At 74.1% G+C, this 15,337-nt stretch carries 14 protein-coding genes and 1 pseudogene; 10 read left to right on the forward strand and 5 right to left on the reverse strand.

The window, feature by feature from the left end:
* From MOV08_RS31715 to MOV08_RS31725, 3 genes and pseudogenes are all read left to right on the forward strand, one after another.
* Positions 1 to 390, forward strand: a complete 390-nt coding sequence (locus MOV08_RS31715; RefSeq protein ID WP_039637723.1) for a GntR family transcriptional regulator — start codon at positions 1 to 3, stop codon at positions 388 to 390.
* Positions 391 to 462: 72 nt separating this feature from the next.
* Complete coding sequence (gene ddaH / locus MOV08_RS31720; RefSeq protein WP_275309767.1) at positions 463 to 1,239, forward strand: dimethylargininase; 777 nt, start codon at positions 463 to 465, stop codon at positions 1,237 to 1,239.
* Positions 1,240 to 1,299: 60 nt separating this feature from the next.
* Positions 1,300 to 2,297, forward strand: a pseudogene (locus MOV08_RS31725) (pirin family protein).
* 30 nt (positions 2,298 to 2,327) lie between these two features.
* Here MOV08_RS31725 and MOV08_RS31730 read toward each other — a convergent pair.
* Positions 2,328 to 3,440 carry a DUF5925 domain-containing protein gene (locus tag MOV08_RS31730; protein WP_039637725.1) on the reverse strand — a complete coding sequence of 371 codons (1,113 nt, stop codon included), beginning with the start codon at positions 3,438 to 3,440 and terminating at the stop codon, positions 2,328 to 2,330.
* Between the two features lie 150 nt (positions 3,441 to 3,590).
* Here MOV08_RS31730 and MOV08_RS31735 point away from each other — a divergent pair, with 150 nt between their 5' ends.
* Positions 3,591 to 3,809 carry a hypothetical protein gene (locus tag MOV08_RS31735; protein WP_159030910.1) on the forward strand — a complete coding sequence of 73 codons (219 nt, stop codon included), beginning with the start codon at positions 3,591 to 3,593 and terminating at the stop codon, positions 3,807 to 3,809.
* Between the two features lie 113 nt (positions 3,810 to 3,922).
* Complete coding sequence (locus MOV08_RS31740; RefSeq protein WP_275309769.1) at positions 3,923 to 4,630, forward strand: YoaK family protein; 708 nt, start codon at positions 3,923 to 3,925, stop codon at positions 4,628 to 4,630.
* 77 nt (positions 4,631 to 4,707) lie between these two features.
* Here MOV08_RS31740 and MOV08_RS31745 read toward each other — a convergent pair whose 3' ends face one another.
* Positions 4,708 to 5,946, reverse strand: a complete 1,239-nt coding sequence (locus MOV08_RS31745) for a S8 family peptidase (RefSeq protein WP_079181966.1) — start codon at positions 5,944 to 5,946, stop codon at positions 4,708 to 4,710.
* Between the two features lie 313 nt (positions 5,947 to 6,259).
* On the opposite strand from MOV08_RS31745, the gene MOV08_RS31750 reads away from it, so the two are divergent.
* The gene (locus tag MOV08_RS31750) at positions 6,260 to 7,066 is read left to right on the forward strand and encodes an SGNH/GDSL hydrolase family protein (protein ID WP_275309771.1); all 807 of its coding nucleotides are present in this window, start codon (positions 6,260 to 6,262) and stop codon (positions 7,064 to 7,066) included.
* 240 nt (positions 7,067 to 7,306) lie between these two features.
* Positions 7,307 to 7,570, forward strand: a complete 264-nt coding sequence (locus MOV08_RS31755) for a hypothetical protein (RefSeq protein ID WP_073445267.1) — start codon at positions 7,307 to 7,309, stop codon at positions 7,568 to 7,570.
* Positions 7,571 to 7,727: 157 nt separating this feature from the next.
* Here MOV08_RS31755 and MOV08_RS31760 read toward each other — a convergent pair whose 3' ends face one another.
* Positions 7,728 to 9,008 carry a type ISP restriction/modification enzyme gene (locus tag MOV08_RS31760; protein ID WP_275309773.1) on the reverse strand — a complete coding sequence of 427 codons (1,281 nt, stop codon included), beginning with the start codon at positions 9,006 to 9,008 and terminating at the stop codon, positions 7,728 to 7,730.
* 197 nt (positions 9,009 to 9,205) lie between these two features.
* Here MOV08_RS31760 and MOV08_RS31765 point away from each other — a divergent pair, with 197 nt between their 5' ends.
* A complete protein-coding gene (locus MOV08_RS31765; protein WP_275309775.1) occupies positions 9,206 to 10,597 on the forward strand; it encodes an MFS transporter in 1,392 nt (463 codons plus the stop codon).
* 46 nt (positions 10,598 to 10,643) lie between these two features.
* On the opposite strand, the gene MOV08_RS31770 is transcribed toward MOV08_RS31765, so the two are convergent.
* Both MOV08_RS31770 and hmgA read right to left on the reverse strand, forming a co-directional pair.
* Positions 10,644 to 11,393 (reverse strand): GntR family transcriptional regulator, encoded by a 750-nt coding sequence (locus tag MOV08_RS31770; RefSeq protein WP_275309776.1) that lies wholly within the window; start codon positions 11,391 to 11,393, stop codon positions 10,644 to 10,646.
* A 34-nt stretch (positions 11,394 to 11,427) separates the two neighbouring features.
* On the reverse strand, positions 11,428 to 12,774 hold the full coding sequence (gene hmgA, locus MOV08_RS31775) for a homogentisate 1,2-dioxygenase (RefSeq protein WP_275309778.1): 1,347 nt from the start codon (positions 12,772 to 12,774) through the stop codon (positions 11,428 to 11,430).
* Between the two features lie 314 nt (positions 12,775 to 13,088).
* Here hmgA and MOV08_RS31780 point away from each other — a divergent pair, with 314 nt between their 5' ends.
* On the forward strand, positions 13,089 to 13,760 hold the full coding sequence (locus MOV08_RS31780; protein ID WP_275311950.1) for a TetR/AcrR family transcriptional regulator: 672 nt from the start codon (positions 13,089 to 13,091) through the stop codon (positions 13,758 to 13,760).
* 176 nt (positions 13,761 to 13,936) lie between these two features.
* Positions 13,937 to 15,313 carry an aldehyde dehydrogenase family protein gene (locus MOV08_RS31785; RefSeq protein ID WP_420834309.1) on the forward strand — a complete coding sequence of 459 codons (1,377 nt, stop codon included), beginning with the start codon at positions 13,937 to 13,939 and terminating at the stop codon, positions 15,311 to 15,313.
* The last annotated feature ends 24 nt before the right edge of the window (positions 15,314 to 15,337 follow it).

Genomic DNA, 15,337 nt, shown 5'->3' on the forward strand with positions numbered 1-15,337 from the left:
GTGTCCCCGCAGACGCTGACGATCACCATCGACCCGGCGGCGGCCGAGGCCCCGTTCGAGCAGGTCCGCACCCAGATCGCCGACCAGGCCCGGACCGGCACCCTGCCGGTCGGCCACAAACTGCCCACCGTCCGCGGCCTCGCCGAGGAACTGGGCCTGGCCGCCAACACCGTCGCCAAGGCGTACCGCGCCCTGGAGACCGACGGCGTGATCGAGACCCGCGGCCGCAACGGCAGCTTCGTCGCCGCCGCCGGTGACGCCGCCGCCAAGGAGGCCGCCGCGGCCGCCGCGGTCTACGCCCACCGCGCCCAGCGCCTGGGCCTGGACCGCGCCGCCGCGCTCGCCGCCGTCACCGACGCCCTGCGCGCCAGCTACGACAGCGGGGACTGACCGCACCGGCACCCGAACCCGGCGGGCCGCCCCGACCCGCCGACCCGGCCCGCACCCGCCCCGGAGGAGCCCATGCCCAGTCGGCACGCCCTCGTCCGACGCCCCGGTCCCCGCCTCGCCGAGGGCCTGGTCACCCATATGGACCGCCGACCGGTCGACGTCGCGCTGGCGCTGCGCCAGTGGGAGGCGTACGTCCAGGTGCTGCACGACCACGGCTGGCGGACCACCGAGGTGGCGCCCGCCGACGACTGCCCGGACGCGGTCTTCGTCGAGGACACCATGGTCGTCTTCCGCAACGTCGCCCTGCTCGCCCGCTCCGGCGCCGACTCCCGCAGACCCGAGCTCCCGGCCGCCCGCGAGGCCGCCGAGGCGCTCGGCTGCTCCCTCAACGCGGTCCGCGCCCCCGGCACGCTCGACGGCGGCGACGTCCTGAAGGTCGGGGACACCCTGTACGTGGGCCGCGGCTGCCGCACCAACCTCGACGGGGTCCGGCAACTCCGCGCCGCCTTCGAGCCGTTGGGCGCCCGGGTGATCGCCGTACCGGTCAGCCGGGTGCTGCACCTGAAGTCCGCGGTCACCGCCCTCCCCGACGACACCGTCATCGGCTACCCGCCACTGGTCGAGGACTCGTCGGTCTTCCCGCACTTCCGCCCGGTCCTGGAGGAGACCGGGGCGCACGTCGTCCTCCTGGGCGGCGACGCGCTGCTGATGGCCGCCTCCGCACCCCGGACCGCCCAGCTGTTCACCCGCCTCGGCTACCGCCCGGTGCCCGTCGACATCAGCGAGTTCGAGAAGCGGGAGGGCTGTGTCACCTGCCTGTCGGTGCGCCTGCGCGAACTGACGGAGTGAGCGGCGCACGGAGCTGACGGAACCTCATCCGCGCGGCCCGGCAGCGGGCATCCTTGCCCCATGAGCAACCTCGACCTCCGCCCCACCCCCACCCGGTGCGGCGGCAACCGCCGCACCGGCCCGGTCCGCGAACTCCAGGCCGGCAAACAGGTACCGCTCGGCGAGAGCACCGTGGTCCGCCGCCTGCTGCCCAACCTGGGCCGACGGATGGTCGGCGCCTGGTGCTTCGTGGACCTCCCCCATGCCTGAAGGGCATGGGCGGTGCCCCCATCGGCCCCGACAACATCGCCGACGAGCCGGGCATGCAGGTCCCGCCGCACCCGCACATGGGCCTGCAGACCGTCAGCTGGCTGCACGACGGGGAGGTCCTGCACCGCGACAGCCTCGGCTCCCTCCAGACCGTCCGCCCCGGTGAACTGGGCCTGATGACCGCGGGCCGCGCCATCGCCCACTCCGAGGAGTCCCCGCGCCGGCACCCTGCCGTCCTGCACGGCGCCCAGCTGTGGGTCGCCCTGCCCGACGCCCACCGCACCACCGCCCCCGCCTTCGAGCACCACGCCGACCTCCCCGTCCTCACCGGGGGCGGCGGCCTCAGCGCCACCGTCATCCTCGGCGAACTGGACGGCGCCGCCTCGCCCGGCACCACCTTCACCCCGCTGATGGGCGCCGACCTCGCCCTCGCCGCGGGCACCGACGCCCGGCTCCCGCTCGACCCCGACTTCGAGTACGCCGCCCTCACCATCTCCGGCGCCCCCGAGGTCGACGGCGTCCCGCTGACCCCCGGTTCGCTGCTCTACCTGGGCTGCGGCCGCACCGAGCTCCCGCTGCGCGCCACCGAGCCCGGCAGTCTGCTCCTCCTCGGCGGCGAGCCGTTCGAGGAGGAGATCGTCATGTGGTGGAACTTCGTGGGGCGCACCGGCGACGAGATCGCCGACGCCCGCGCGGCGTGGAACGCCGGCGGCGAACGCTTCGGCGCCGTCCACGGCTACGCCGGCGACCGGCTGCTCGCCCCGGAACTCCCGCCCGTGCCGCTCAAACCGCGCGGCCGGGCCCGCTGACCGGCGCCGAGCCCGCCCTCCGTAACGGCGTTACAGATACAGCCCCGATGCCGTGCCCCGGGGCTGGGTCGGCAGCCCGGCGGGCCGGGTGCCGCGGCGGAGGGCGTAGAGCTCGGCCAGGGTGGCGCCGTCGCGGCCGACGCCCTCCTCGGTGCCGAGCCAGGCGACGGCCTCCGGGCGGGTCAGCGGGCCGACCTCGATCCGGGCCAGGCAGCGGCCGGGGCGGACCACCGCGGGGTGCATCCGCTCCAGGTCCTCGTTGGTGGTGACGCCGACCAGGACGTTGCGGCCCTGGCCCAGGAGGCCGTCGGTGAGGTTGAGCAGGCGGGAGAGCGCCTGGCCCGCGGCGTGCTTGGCCTCGCCGCGGATCAGTTCGTCGCAGTCCTCCAGCAGGAGCAGCCGCCAGCGGCTGCGGCCGGTGGCGTCGTCCTCCCCGATGGCGATGTCCATCAGATAGCCGATGTCGCCGAACAGCCGCTCCGGGTCCAGTACGCAGTCCACCTGGCACCACTCCCGCCAGGACCGGGCGAGGGTGCGCAGCGCGGAGGTCTTGCCCGTGCCGGGCGGGCCGTGCAGCAACAGCAGCCGACCGGCGATCTCCTCGGGGGAGACCGCCATCAGCCGGTCCAGCTCCGCGGCCACCGGCGCGGTGTAGTTGGCGCGGATCTCCTCCCACGTCCCGGCGCCGATCTGCCGGGTGGTGCGGTGCGGGCCGCGGCGCGGGGAGTAGTACCAAAAGCCCATCGGGACGTTCTCCGGCCGGGGGTCGGGGGCGTCCTCGGCGCCCTCCGTGGCCTGCCCGAGCACCTTCTCGGCGAGTTCGTCGGTGACCGCGGTGACCGTCACGTCGGCGCCGCGGTTCCAGCGGGAGACCAGCAGCGTGAAGCCGTCGCCCTCGGCGAGGGTGGCGCCGCGGTCGTCGTCCCGGGCCGAGCGCAGGATCCGGACCCCGGGCGGCAGCAGCGTCCGCCCGGACTTCACCCGGTCCACCGTGCGGCTCCGGGCGTACGGCTGCTCGCCGTTGGCGAACCGGCCCAGGAAGAGCGCGTCGACGACGTCGGACGGGGAGTCGCTGTCGTCCATCGTCAGCCGGAGCGGCAGGGATTCCTCGGCACGGGAGGACGGGACCCGATCGGCACACATACCGGCATGATCCGCCAGACCGGCCACCCGCGTACAAGGATTATCCGAGCCACGCCGGCCGCCCGGCGCCGGACCGGTTGTCCGCGGGCGGTGCGCGCGCCGGAACGCGCCCTGTGCGCGCCCGTCGGACCCGCCCTAGGGTGGTCCGCCGTGCGACGTCGAGGTGGGGAACGTCAGGGGCGGCCGGACGGGCCGGAGCGAGCGGGCGGCGGGCGCCTGCGGGGGCGCCGGGGGACGGCCTTCGGGGTGGCGGTGGTGGTCGGGGTGGCCGCGCTGGCGCTGCTGCTGGTGATGTGCGGGGCGGGGGGTGGGCACCGGGACGCCTCCCGGGCGAGAACGGCGCCAGGGATCGCCACCGGCCGCCGCTGACGGGCCGTCCGGGCGGGGCGCCCACTGACGGCGCAATGGGCCCGGTGCCGCGCCGGCCCTCCGGAGACTGGCAGGACGCCGATCCGAGGTGCCCGGTGGAAGGAGCCGATCCCGTGGAGCCGCCGAGCGGAGCCGCCCTGACGGTGGTCATGGTGTGCCTGACCGTGGTGACCGGCGTGCTCGACGCCGCCAGCTTCCTGACCCTCGGTCATGTCTTCACCGCGACCCAGACCGGCAATCTGCTCTTCCTCGGGTTCGGCATCTCCGGGCAGGGCGGGCTGCCGGTGGCCGCGACGGTGGTCTCGCTCGGCGCGTTCCTGGCCGGGGCGGTCACCGGGGCCCGGCTGGAGTCCGCGCTGGCCACCCGTCGGCGGCCGTGGTTCCCGATGGCCCTGCTGGTCGAGGCGGCGCTGCTGGCCGGCGCGGCGGCGGCGTGCTGGGGGTCCGGCCCGGTCCGCGGGCTGACGGCCGGTCAGCGCTATGCGGCCATCGCGCTGATGGCGCTGGCGATGGGGATGCGCAACGTCACCGCGATGCGGGTGGCCGCCCCGGACCTGACCACGACGGTGGAGACCCGTGCGATGACGGCCCTGGTGAGCGGTTCGGCGCTGGGCGGCGACCGGCTGCTGGGCTACGGCAGCCACGCCGTGCCCCGGCGCCTCAGCTCGGTGGGCGCGATGCTGCTGGGCGGGTTGCTGGGCGCCTGGCTGATCGGGCTGGGCACCCGTACGCCGCTGGTGGTGCTGCTGGCGGCGGTGACGGTGGCGGCCACCGCCCTGCTCGTCCCCGGGCTCGCCCACGGGCGGAACGCCGACGGCTGACCGGCCGGCCGTCGGCGTCCGCACCCGCCGGGCCCCCGACGGGGCCCGCTACCGGGTGGCCCGCAGGGGGCGCCCCGCTACGGGACGATCTTCAGCAGCTTGTTGGGCGAGCCGCTGCCGGGGTTGGTCACGGTCCCGGAGGTGGCGCCGTTCACCAGGGCCGTGGCGACCTGGGCCGGAGTGGCCGTGGGGTGCCCGGCGAGATAGACCGCGGCGGCGCCCGCGACGTGCGGGGTGGCCATCGAGGTCCCGGAGATGGTGTTGGTGGCGGTGTCGCTGGTGTTCCAGGCGCTGGTGATGCTGCTGCCGGGCGCGAAGAGGTCCACCCGGGAGCCGTAGTTGGAGTACGAGGCACGGGCGTCGGTCGAGGTCGTCGCGCCGACGGTGATGGCCTCGGGGACCCGCGCGGGGGAGTAGTTCTGTGCGTTGGCCCCCGAATTGCCGGCCGCGATGGCGTAGGTCACGCCGCTCTTGATGGAGTTCTGCACGGCGGCGTCCAGGGCCGCGTCCGGGCCGCCGCCCAGCGACACGTTCGCCGCCGACGGGCCCTTGTGGTTCTTGGTGACCCAGTCGATGCCCGCGACCACCTGGGCGGTGGTGCCGGAGCCGGAGTCGTCCAGCACCCGCACGGCGACGATCTTCGCCTTCTTGGCGACGCCGTACGACGAGCCGGCGATGTTCGCCGCGACGTGGGTGCCGTGGCCGTTGCCGTCCTGGGCGACGTTGTCGTTGTCGATCGCGTCGTAGCCGTTGGACGCCCGGCCGCCGAACTCCTGGTGGGAGATCCGGACCCCGGTGTCGATGACGTACACGGTGGCGCCGGAGCCGGCGGTGGCGGGGTAGGTGTACTTCTTGTCCAGCGGCAGCTTCGCCTGGTCGATCCGGTCCAGGCCCCAGGACGGCGGGTTGTTCTGGGTGTCCAGGGCGTGCACGGTGCGGTCCTGGTAGACGCGGTCGACGGCGGGGTCGGCCGCCAGCCGTCTCGCCTGGGCCTCGGACAGGGTGGCGGCATAGCCGTTGAGCGCGGCCGTATAGGTGCGCTTGACGGTGCCTCCGTAGGCGGATATCACGCCGCGGCCGTCCGCCGACGCGGCCTTGAGACCGGCGGTCGGCTTGAGCGTGACGAGGTAGCTGCCGTGCACCGCGTCGGCGGCACCGGCACCGACGACGGTGCCCTGGGCGGGCGCCGCCTGGGCGGGCAGGGCCAGGACGCCGAGGGTGGCGGCGGCCGTGGCGGCGGTGACCGCCGTGGCGATCCGCAGGGTGGTGGAACGCCGGCGGGCGGCGTGGGGGGTGGTGGAACGCATCACTGCCATCGCGAGGGAGTCCTCCTCATCGGTGGCGCGCTGTGGTGCGCGCGCAGGGTGGGCGTACGGGTCCGTACGCAATCGGCCGATCCGTGAAAGTCCGTGACCGTCCGTCAAAAGATTCGATGAGTCGCACGCAGGTATCAAGAGTCCCAACGGGATGTCATATGCGCGTCATGGAAAGGCAATGCCGCCGCAGTGAGCAACCTGACAGAACAGCAGATTTGTCATGAACTCTGTACGAGTTTTGGCATGGACACTTCCGGCCACGCGGGACTCCTGGTACCACGGATCGCGCAGAGATCCTGCTATGGGAGGTTCCATGAGAGTGTCCCGTTTTGCGGCATTGACATCCGCCTTCTTCGTTGCTTCGTCGCTCGCGCTCACCGGCGCAGGCGCCGCGGCGGCAGCCCAACTCCCCGCCGCCGGGGGCTATGTGGCCCTCGGCGACTCCTACTCCTCCGGCGTCGGCGCCGGCGGTTACGACAGCGGCAGCGGTGCCTGTAAACGCAGCACCAAGTCCTATCCGGCCCTCTGGGCGGCGGCGCACTCCCCGTCGTCCTTCGCTTTCACCGCATGTTCAGGGGCCCGAACGGGTGATGTCGTCAGTGGTCAGCTCGGCCCGCTCAACTCCGCCACGAGCCTGGTCAGCATCACCATCGGCGGCAACGACGCCGGATTCGCCGACACCATGACGACCTGTGCCCTCCAGGGCGAGAGCGCCTGCCTCGCCCGGGTCGGCCAGGCCCGCACCTACATCGACAACACCCTCCCCGGCAAGCTCGACACCGTGTACGGGGCCATCGCCGACAAGGCGCCGTCCGCCCGTGTCGTCGCCCTGGGGTACCCGCACTTCTACAAGCTCGACGGTTCCTGTGTGGCCGGCCTGACCGAGAAGTCCCGCGCCGCCATCAACGACGCCGCCGACGCCATCAACGGCGTCATCGCCAAGCGCGCCGCCGACCACGGCTTCACCTTCGCCGATGTCAACTCCACCTTCGCCGGCCACGAGCTGTGCTCCGGCAGCCCGTGGTTGCACAGCGTGACCTACCCCGTCGACGAGTCCTACCACCCCACCGCCGCCGGTCAAGCCGGCGGCTACCTCCCGGTGTTCGGCTCCGCTGCGTGACCTTCCGTGCACAGGGCGCGGGGGAGGGGGCTTCCTCCTCCGCGCTCCGGTCTCCCCGGAAACCTCCCGCGGGCGCCCAACTCGCCCTGGCACGCGCGCTGTACGTGACATTCCGTATGGTGTTCGTCAACGTCAAGGCATGGCAGGTGAATCCGTTGACCGGTCTGCACGCGTGTCCTCCAAGAGAGATAGGGTTACCCTGCCCGTTGGCCGGGTGCCCTCGTACGGGTGGGGAGAGTCATGGAACAGATAACAATGCGCAGCAGGGCGCGGGTCCCTGCCATCACATGCGGGAGCAGCGCGTCCAGCGCGCGGCTCGACCGCCATCTCGCGGTGCTCGGCGGTCCCGCCATTCCGCAGCGCGAGGTGGAGGGGGCCACCTCGTTGATGCAGGAGCTCACCGCGCGTGACCACACGCGCATCACGAAGAGCCGCGGCCACCGGGTGTCGCTGTTCGCACCGCTGCGCAGGCTTCGCCGCTCGCTCTTCGGCGGCCACAGCTGAGCAGTCCCTGAAGCGGCACCACCGGCTCAGGCAGCCCACCGTCCCGGCTCGGCGCAGCACCGCCGCCCGGTGCCGCCTTCTCACCACCCGTCACCTCGTGGCGGGTGGTCCTTTGTGTGCCCGCGGGCGCGCCGTGCCCACCGGCTCGGCGCACGACTCACAAGAGCGCGAACTGGCCGTCCGGGCCCTCTTCCCGGTGGTCCAGCACGGACGCCGGCCGGGCCGCCGCGGCCGGCACCGGCAGCACCCCGGCGGACCGTAGCTCCGCCGTCCCGATCCGTGGACCGGCCGCCACCGCCCGCGCCAACTGCGCCACCTGCGGCGCGAGTTCGGCCAGCAGTGCCAGGACGGTGACCAGCTCCAGCAGTTCCGAGGTCCACTCCTGCGGCCAGGCCGCGGGCCGCAGCGCCGCCAGCGAACCGGCCTCGGCGGACGCGCCGCCGGCCGCGCCGGCCGCACCGGTCGCGCAGCGCTGTGCGAACCACTCCTCCAGCACCCGCACGCCCCCGGCGTGGAACTCCCAGGCACCGGCCGGCACCGGCGAGATCCGGCCGCTGCCGAGCAGCAGTGCCTGGTCGTCGGGGTCGTAGGCGAGGGTCCCGGGCAGCTCGCGGGCGGGCAGCGCGGCCCGCACGTAGGGGCGCCGACCGCCCGGCAGGCGTGGTCGCCCGCCGGGCCCGTTCGGGCCGTCGCCCTGGTGGGCGCCCCAGGTGCACAGCCACAGCAGCCGTCCGCCGAGCGCCGTCCCGCGGTCCCAGAGCGCCGGGTCGGCGGTGAGCGGCACCGCGGTGCCGGCGGGGGAGTGCTCCGCGGTGGCGACGATCCAGGCGAGCAGCTCGACCGGGCGGACCGGACGGCCCAGGCGGCGGGCGAGGAGGTCCGTCAGCCCGGGGGCGAGGTTGGGCTCGGCGCCGCCGGGCCGGCGGTGGAGCGGGTGGATCCGGCCGGGCCGGCCGGCCGGGGAGCGTCCGTCCGGGAGCAGCGCGGAGGGCACCACCGCCGGACCCGGGGTCTGCGGGACGTGACCCAACTCCACCAGGAACAGTTGGTGTTCGTCGGTGACCCGCCACAACTCCGGGCGGGCCGCGTCGATCAGCCGGTGGTCGGGCAGCAGCCACTGCCGGTCGAACGGCCCGTGCAGCACCCGCACCGGCTCCGGGCACGGGCCGACCGCCCGGGACAGCCGCGCGGTCGGGGTGGCCCGACCGGGGAGCTGGCCGACCGCGGAGTGCAGGGTGCGGGCCCGGGAGGGGCGGAACAGCCGCTCGCGCGCCGCCGGGTCCGCGGCGTCCGCCAGGGCCTGCCAACGGGCGCGCAGGGTGGCCGGATCCGGGCCCATCACCCAGGAGCGGCCGAGCCGCAGCGGCGCCACGGACCACGGCATCAGATCGGACAGCCGTGGCGCGTCACGTCCTGGCGCGCCCTGCTTCGCCGTCACGCGGAGCCCCTCCCGGAACCGTTGGTCGACCCCGGCATGGTAGGCCCTGGCGGTGCACTCCCGCCCGCCGGCCGTCGCCCGGACCGGCATCGGCGCCGGGGGCGCCCGGTCGCCAGGAGCGCCCCGAGGCGGTCTTCCGCGTGCTGATCTTGGCGGAGTACCGTCCTGACCGGAACACCTGCCCAGGGAGGGCCGCCATGACGGACATCGCCTCCTCCGCGCCCGGACGGCGCCGGGGGACCTCCATCGAGGCCCGGGCCGCCGCACGGCTGGACCGGCTGCCACCGTCCCGCTGGCACCGCCGGATCACCCTCGTCGTCGGCATCGGCGCCTTCTTCGACCTCTACGAGATCTTCCTGGGCGGGGTGCTCGCCGCGGTACTGGCCGACCGGTGGGGCCTGGGGCACACCGCGAAGTCCTGGGTGATCGCCGCCGGTTTCCTGGGGATGTTCGTCGGCGCCACTGTGCTGTCGGTGCTCGCCGACCGGCTCGGCCGGCGCCGGATGTTCCTGGTCAACCTGGGCGGCTACGCGCTCTTCTCGCTGGCCGCGGCGTGCGCGCCGGATCTGGGCTGGCTGCTCGTCCTGCGCTGTCTGTCCGGACTCGGGCTCGGCGCCGAACTCGTCCTGGTCGATACCTATTTGGCGGAATTCCTGCCGCGGGCGGTCCGCGGTCGATACCTCGCCTACGCCTACACCCTCGGCTTCGTCGGCGTCCCGGTGGCGGCGCTGCTGGGTGCCCGCCTGGTGGCCGGGCACGCGGTGCTGGGGGTGGACGGCTGGCGCTGGCTGCTGATCGCCGGCGCGCTGGGCGCCGCCTTCCTGCAACTGATGCGACGTCAGCTCCCGGAGTCGCCACGCTGGTTGACCGTCCAGGGCCGCCAGGAGGAGGCCGACCGGATCGTCACCGACATCGAGCGGCGGGTGGCGGCGGAGACCGGCAACAGCCTGCCCTCCGTCCCGGACGTCGCGGAGGTCCCGGAACGGAAGGTGCCGCTGGGGGAGATGTTCCGCGGCGAGTACCGGCGCCGGACGCTCATGTGGTGGATCTTCCAGGTGCTCCAGACCGTCGGCTACTACGGCTTCGGCTCGCTGGCGCCGGTGGTGCTCACCGCCAAGGGGCACACCGTCACCGACTCGCTGATGTACGCGGCGCTGAGCTACTGCGGCTATCCGATCGGCTCCGCGCTGTCCGTCCCGCTGATCGACCGGGTCGAGCGCCGGACGCTGATCGTCGCCGCCGCGCTCGGCATGGCCGGCTGCGGTCTGGCCTTCGGCTTCGCCACCGCCACCTGGGCGATCGTCGCCTTCGGCCTCCTGCTGACGGTGTGCAGCAACGTCTTCTCCAACGCCTTCCACGTCTACCAGACCGAGATCTTCCCGACCGGGCTGCGCGGCAGCGCGATCGGCATCGCCTACTCGCTGTCCCGGCTCACCTCGGTCGTGCTGCCGTTCGTCGCGCTGGGCGTGCTGGCCGACTTCGGCGCGGCCGCGGTCTTCGTCGGCTCCGCGGTGCTGCTGGTGCTGCTGTGCCTGGACGTGGCGCTGCTCGGGCCGCGCAGCACCGGGCGGAGCCTGGAGCGGATCTGAAGGGGCGTCGGCGGCGCCGGGGGCGGCCCCGGGCGCGGCCCGCGGGTCAGTGCGCGTCCAGCGTCACCGTGAACGAGAACCGGTCGCCGCGGTAGTGGATCAGGGCGACGTCCAGCACCCGCCCGGACTCGTCGTAGGTGATCCCGGTGTAGTGCAGGATCGGGCTGAGCAGCGGCACGTGCAGCAGCCGGGCGGTCTCGGGGTCGGCCAGCCGGGCCTCGACGGTGTCGGTGATCCGCCCGATCCGGATGCCCACCGCGTCCCGCAGCACCTTCGTCATCGGCCACCGCTCCAGGTCCGCCAGGTCGATCCGGGCGGCCACGTCGGGGCGTACGTAGTTGCGCGCGTGGTTGGTCGGCTCGTCCGTCGCCTCGTCGCTGCGCAGTCGCCGAAAACCGGCCACCTCCGCCAGGTCCGGGAAGTATTCGGCCAGTTCGGCGGGGACCGCGACCGGTCCGTGCTCCAGCAGAACGGTCCGCATCCCGGACTGCTGGGCCACGATCGCGTCCACGGACCCGAGCAGTCGCACCGGCGCACCGCGCCGCGCATGCGGCTCGATGAAGGTGCCCCGGCGCCGGTGCCGGCTGATCAGCCCCTCCTCCTCCAGCTCCTTGAGCGCCTGGCGCATCGTCAGCACGCTGACGCCGTAGTGCGCGGCGAGCGCGTCCTCGGTGGGCAGCCGGAGCGGTGCCTCCGGGGAGCGGCCCAGTATGGAGGCGCGCAGCGACTGCGAGACCTGGTACCACAGCGGCAGCTTGCGGTTCAGGGCGAGCGAGTCGGGAGCGAAGGTGGTCAAGGGCGTTCCCCGGTCTGCGGTGCTGGTCCCGGTGCTACGGGCGGAAGTGGCGCTGGAGACCCTGCCACACGTCGTCGTAGCCGCGCTGACGGTGTCCGGCGTCCCGGGCCTGCTCGGTGAGGGTCAGCGGCCAGCGGGTCTCGAACATGAAGGCCAGCCCGTCGTCGATCTTCTGCGGGGCCAGTTCGGCGGCGCTGGCCCGCTCGAAGGTCTCCTGGTCCGGGCCGTGCGCGGACATCATGTTGTGCAGCGAGCCGCCGCCCGGCACGAAGCCGACCGCCTTCGCGTCGTAGGCGCCCTCGATGAGGCCCATGTACTCGGTCATCACGTTGCGGTGGAAGTACGGCGGGCGGAAGGTGTCCTCGCCGACCAGCCAGCGCGGGGCGAACACCACGAAGTCCACCCCGGCCAGCCCCGGGGTGTCCGAGGGCGAGGTCAGCACGGTGAAGATCGACGGGTCCGGGTGGTCGTAGCTGATCGAGCCGATGACGTTGAAGCGGCGCAGGTCGTAGACGTAGGGCACGTGGTTGCCGTGCCAGGCGACCACGTCCAGCGGCGAGTGGTCGTAGGTCGCGGTCCACAGGTGGCCGCAGAACTTGTTGACCACCTCGACCGGCCCCTCGACGTCCTCGTAGGCGGCGGTCGGGGCGAGGAAGTCCCGTGCGTTGGCCAGGCCGTTGGCGCCGATCGGGCCGAGGTGGGGGAGTTCGAAGGGGCGGCCGTAGTTCTCGCAGACATAGCCGCGAGCCGTCGGGCCCGTTCCGTCGGGCGCGGCGTCCAGCAGCTCGACCCGGAAGCGGACGCCGCGCGGGATCAGCGCCACATGGCCCGGTTCGACCCGCAGCAGGCCGAACTCGGTGCGCAGCAGCAGCCCGCCGCGCTCCGGCACGATCAGCAGCTCGCCGTCCGCGTTGCCGAACACCCGGCGTTCCATGGAGGCGTTGACGTGGTAGAGGTGCACCGCCATGCCGGTGCGCTGGGTGGCGTCGCCGTTGCCGCCCAGCGTCCACAGGCCGTCGACGAAGTCCGTGGGGTCGGCGGGCGCGGGGAGCGGGTCCCAGCGCAGCCGGTTGGGGTCCGGCAGGCACTCGGTGAACGGCGCGGAGCGGATCTCGCCGCGGTTGGCGCGGACGAACGGCGGGTGCGCGGCCGACGGCCGGATGCGGTAGAGCCAGGACCGGCGGTTGTGGCTCCGGGGTTCGGTGAACGCGGAACCGCTGAGCTGCTCGGCGTACAGCCCGAGGGGGGCCCGCTGGGGGGAGTTGCGGCCCACCGGCAGGGCGCCGGGGACCGCCTCCGAGCTGTGCTCGTTGCCGAACCCGGAGGAGTAGGCGAGGCCCTCGGCCGCCTTCCTGGCCCGCTCGTTGTCCGTACCTGTCATCGCACGCTCCCGCCGCTCACGGATCAAGACGTCCACGGAATCCAAGGCACCACGGGGTCCGAGGAGGACCTCGGGGAATCCTATGCAAGACCTTAGGATTGGGGCGGGGGTCCGTCAACGGCGGCGCTCCCTCCCCGGTCGGGCGAGGTCGGGCACGCCGGGGGATCCCGGCCGCGGTGGCCGGATCGCCCCGCTCGCCCCGCCCCGGTGCGCATGGCGGGCAAGATGACCACGTGCAGCCTTCGACGCCCCCGCCCGTCCCGCCGTCCACCCCCGCTCCGCAGCCCGCTCCCGCCCCAGCCGCCCTGCCCGACCTGCCCGCACCGCCCCTGCTCCGCCGTGCGCCCGTCCAGCGGCGCAGCGCCCAGCGCCTGGCCCGGATCCTCGACGCCTGCGCCGAGCTGCTGGACGAGACCGGCTACGAGGACCTGAGCACCCGCGCGGTGGCCGGCCGCGCCGGGGTCCCGATCGGCTCCGTCTACCGCTTCTTCCCCAACAAGCGCGCCATGGCCGAGGCGCTCGCCCGGCGCAACCTCGACGCCTACGCGGACCGGATCAGCGCCCGGCTGACCGCTCCGGAGCAGCCGCCGGGCTGGCGCGCCGCGATGGACGTGGTGATCGACGAGTACCTGGCCATGAAGCGGACGGTGTCGGGCTTCGCCCTGGTGGAGTTCACCGTCCCCGCCCCGCGCGAGTCCCGGCAGGCCAACTACGAGGTCGCCGACCGACTGCTGCGGCTGCTCGCCGGGCGGCTCGGCCTGGATCCCGCCGACGCCCGGCTGCGCACCGTCTTCCTGGTCGGCGTGGAGACCGCCGACGCGCTGCTCCAGCTCGCCTTCCGCATCGACCCGGCGGGCGATCCGGCGATCGTCACGGAGGCCAAGGAGCTGCTGCGGGCCTATCTGGCGCGCTATCTGGACGGGCCGGACGGCGGATCGGGCGAGGGCGCGGCAGGGGAGGCCGGCCCCGGCGGCGGGGCCGGGTGAGGGCGGCGCGTCCGCGCCGCGGAGGGCCCGGGCGGGCGGAGGGTGCCGCTGGCGGACACGAAACTACCGACGCTAGTTTGGAGGGTGTCCCCCTAGGAAGTGCCCCAGGGCGCCCCTAGGGTGCCGATCATCACCAGCCGGCCCGGGAGGAACGCAACGTGCAGCACCACGAGGCGATGTACATCGACGGACGCTGGCGGCCCGCCGCGGGCAGCGACACGATCGAGGTCGTCAACCCGGCCGACGAGCAGGTCATCGCCACCGTCCCGGCCGGCTCAGCGGAGGACGTGGACGCCGCGGTGCGGGCCGCCCGCGCCGCCCTGCCCGGCTGGGCCGCCACCCCGCCCGCGGCCCGCGCCGAGCGGCTGGCCGCGCTGCGCGACCAACTCGCCGCCCGCGCCGAGGAGATCGCGCAGACCGTCACCGCGGAACTCGGCGCGCCGCTCGCCTTCAGCCGGACCGTGCACGCCGGTGCGCCGATCGCGGTCTGCGGCTCGTACGCCGAGATCGCCCGCGAGTACGCCTTCGAGGAGACCCTCGGCAACTCCACCGTGCTGCACGAGCCGGTCGGCGTGGTGGGCGCGATCACCCCGTGGAACTACCCGCTGCACCAGATCGTCGCCAAGGCGGCCCCGGCGCTGGCGGCCGGCTGCACGGTCGTCCTCAAGCCCGCCGAGGACACCCCACTGGTGGCCCGGCTGTTCGCCGAGTGCGTCGAGGCGGTCGGGATACCCGCCGGCGTCGTCAACCTCGTCACCGGACTCGGACCGGTCGCCGGCCGGGCGCTGGCCGAGCACGACGGCGTCGACATGGTCTCCTTCACTGGCTCGACCGCGGTGGGCCGGACCATCGGCGCGCTCGCCGGCGGCGCGGTCAAGCGGGTGGCCCTGGAACTGGGCGGCAAGTCCGCCAACGTCATCCTGCCCGACGCGGACCTCGGCAGGGCGGTGGCGGTCGGCGTCGCCAACGTCATGGCCAACTCCGGCCAGACGTGCAGCGCCTGGACCCGGATGCTGGTGCACAGGGACCAGTACGACGAGGCGGTCGCGCTGGCCGCCGCCGCGACCGCCAAGTACGTCCCCGGCGAGCGGCTCGGCCCGCTGGTCAGCGCCCGCCAGCGGGACCGGGTGGTCGGCTACCTCGAACGCGGCGTCGCCGAGGGCGCCCGGCCCGTCGTGGGCGGACCGCGGACGCCCGAGGGGCCCGGCTTCTACGTCCACCCCACCGTCTTCGCCGACGTCACCCCGGAGATGACCATCGCCCAGGAGGAGATCTTCGGCCCGGTCCTCACCGTCCTGCGCTACGAGGACGAGGACGACGCGGTGCGGATCGCCAACGGCACTGTCTACGGCCTGGCCGGCGCGGTCTGGGCCGGCGACGACGCCCGGGCGGTCGCCTTCGCCCGCCGGCTGGAGACCGGCCAGGTCGACATCAACGGCGGCCGGTTCAACCCGCTCGCCCCGTTCGGCGGGTACAAGCAGTCCGGGATCGGCCGGGAGCTGGGGCCGCACGGCCTGACCGAGTACCTCCAGACCAAGTCCCTCCAGTTCTGACAGCCCGTTCCCGCACCGGGCCGG

The organism is Streptomyces yunnanensis (assembly GCF_029011865.1).
In the GTDB taxonomy this organism is placed as follows: Bacteria; Actinomycetota; Actinomycetes; order Streptomycetales; family Streptomycetaceae; genus Streptomyces; species Streptomyces yunnanensis.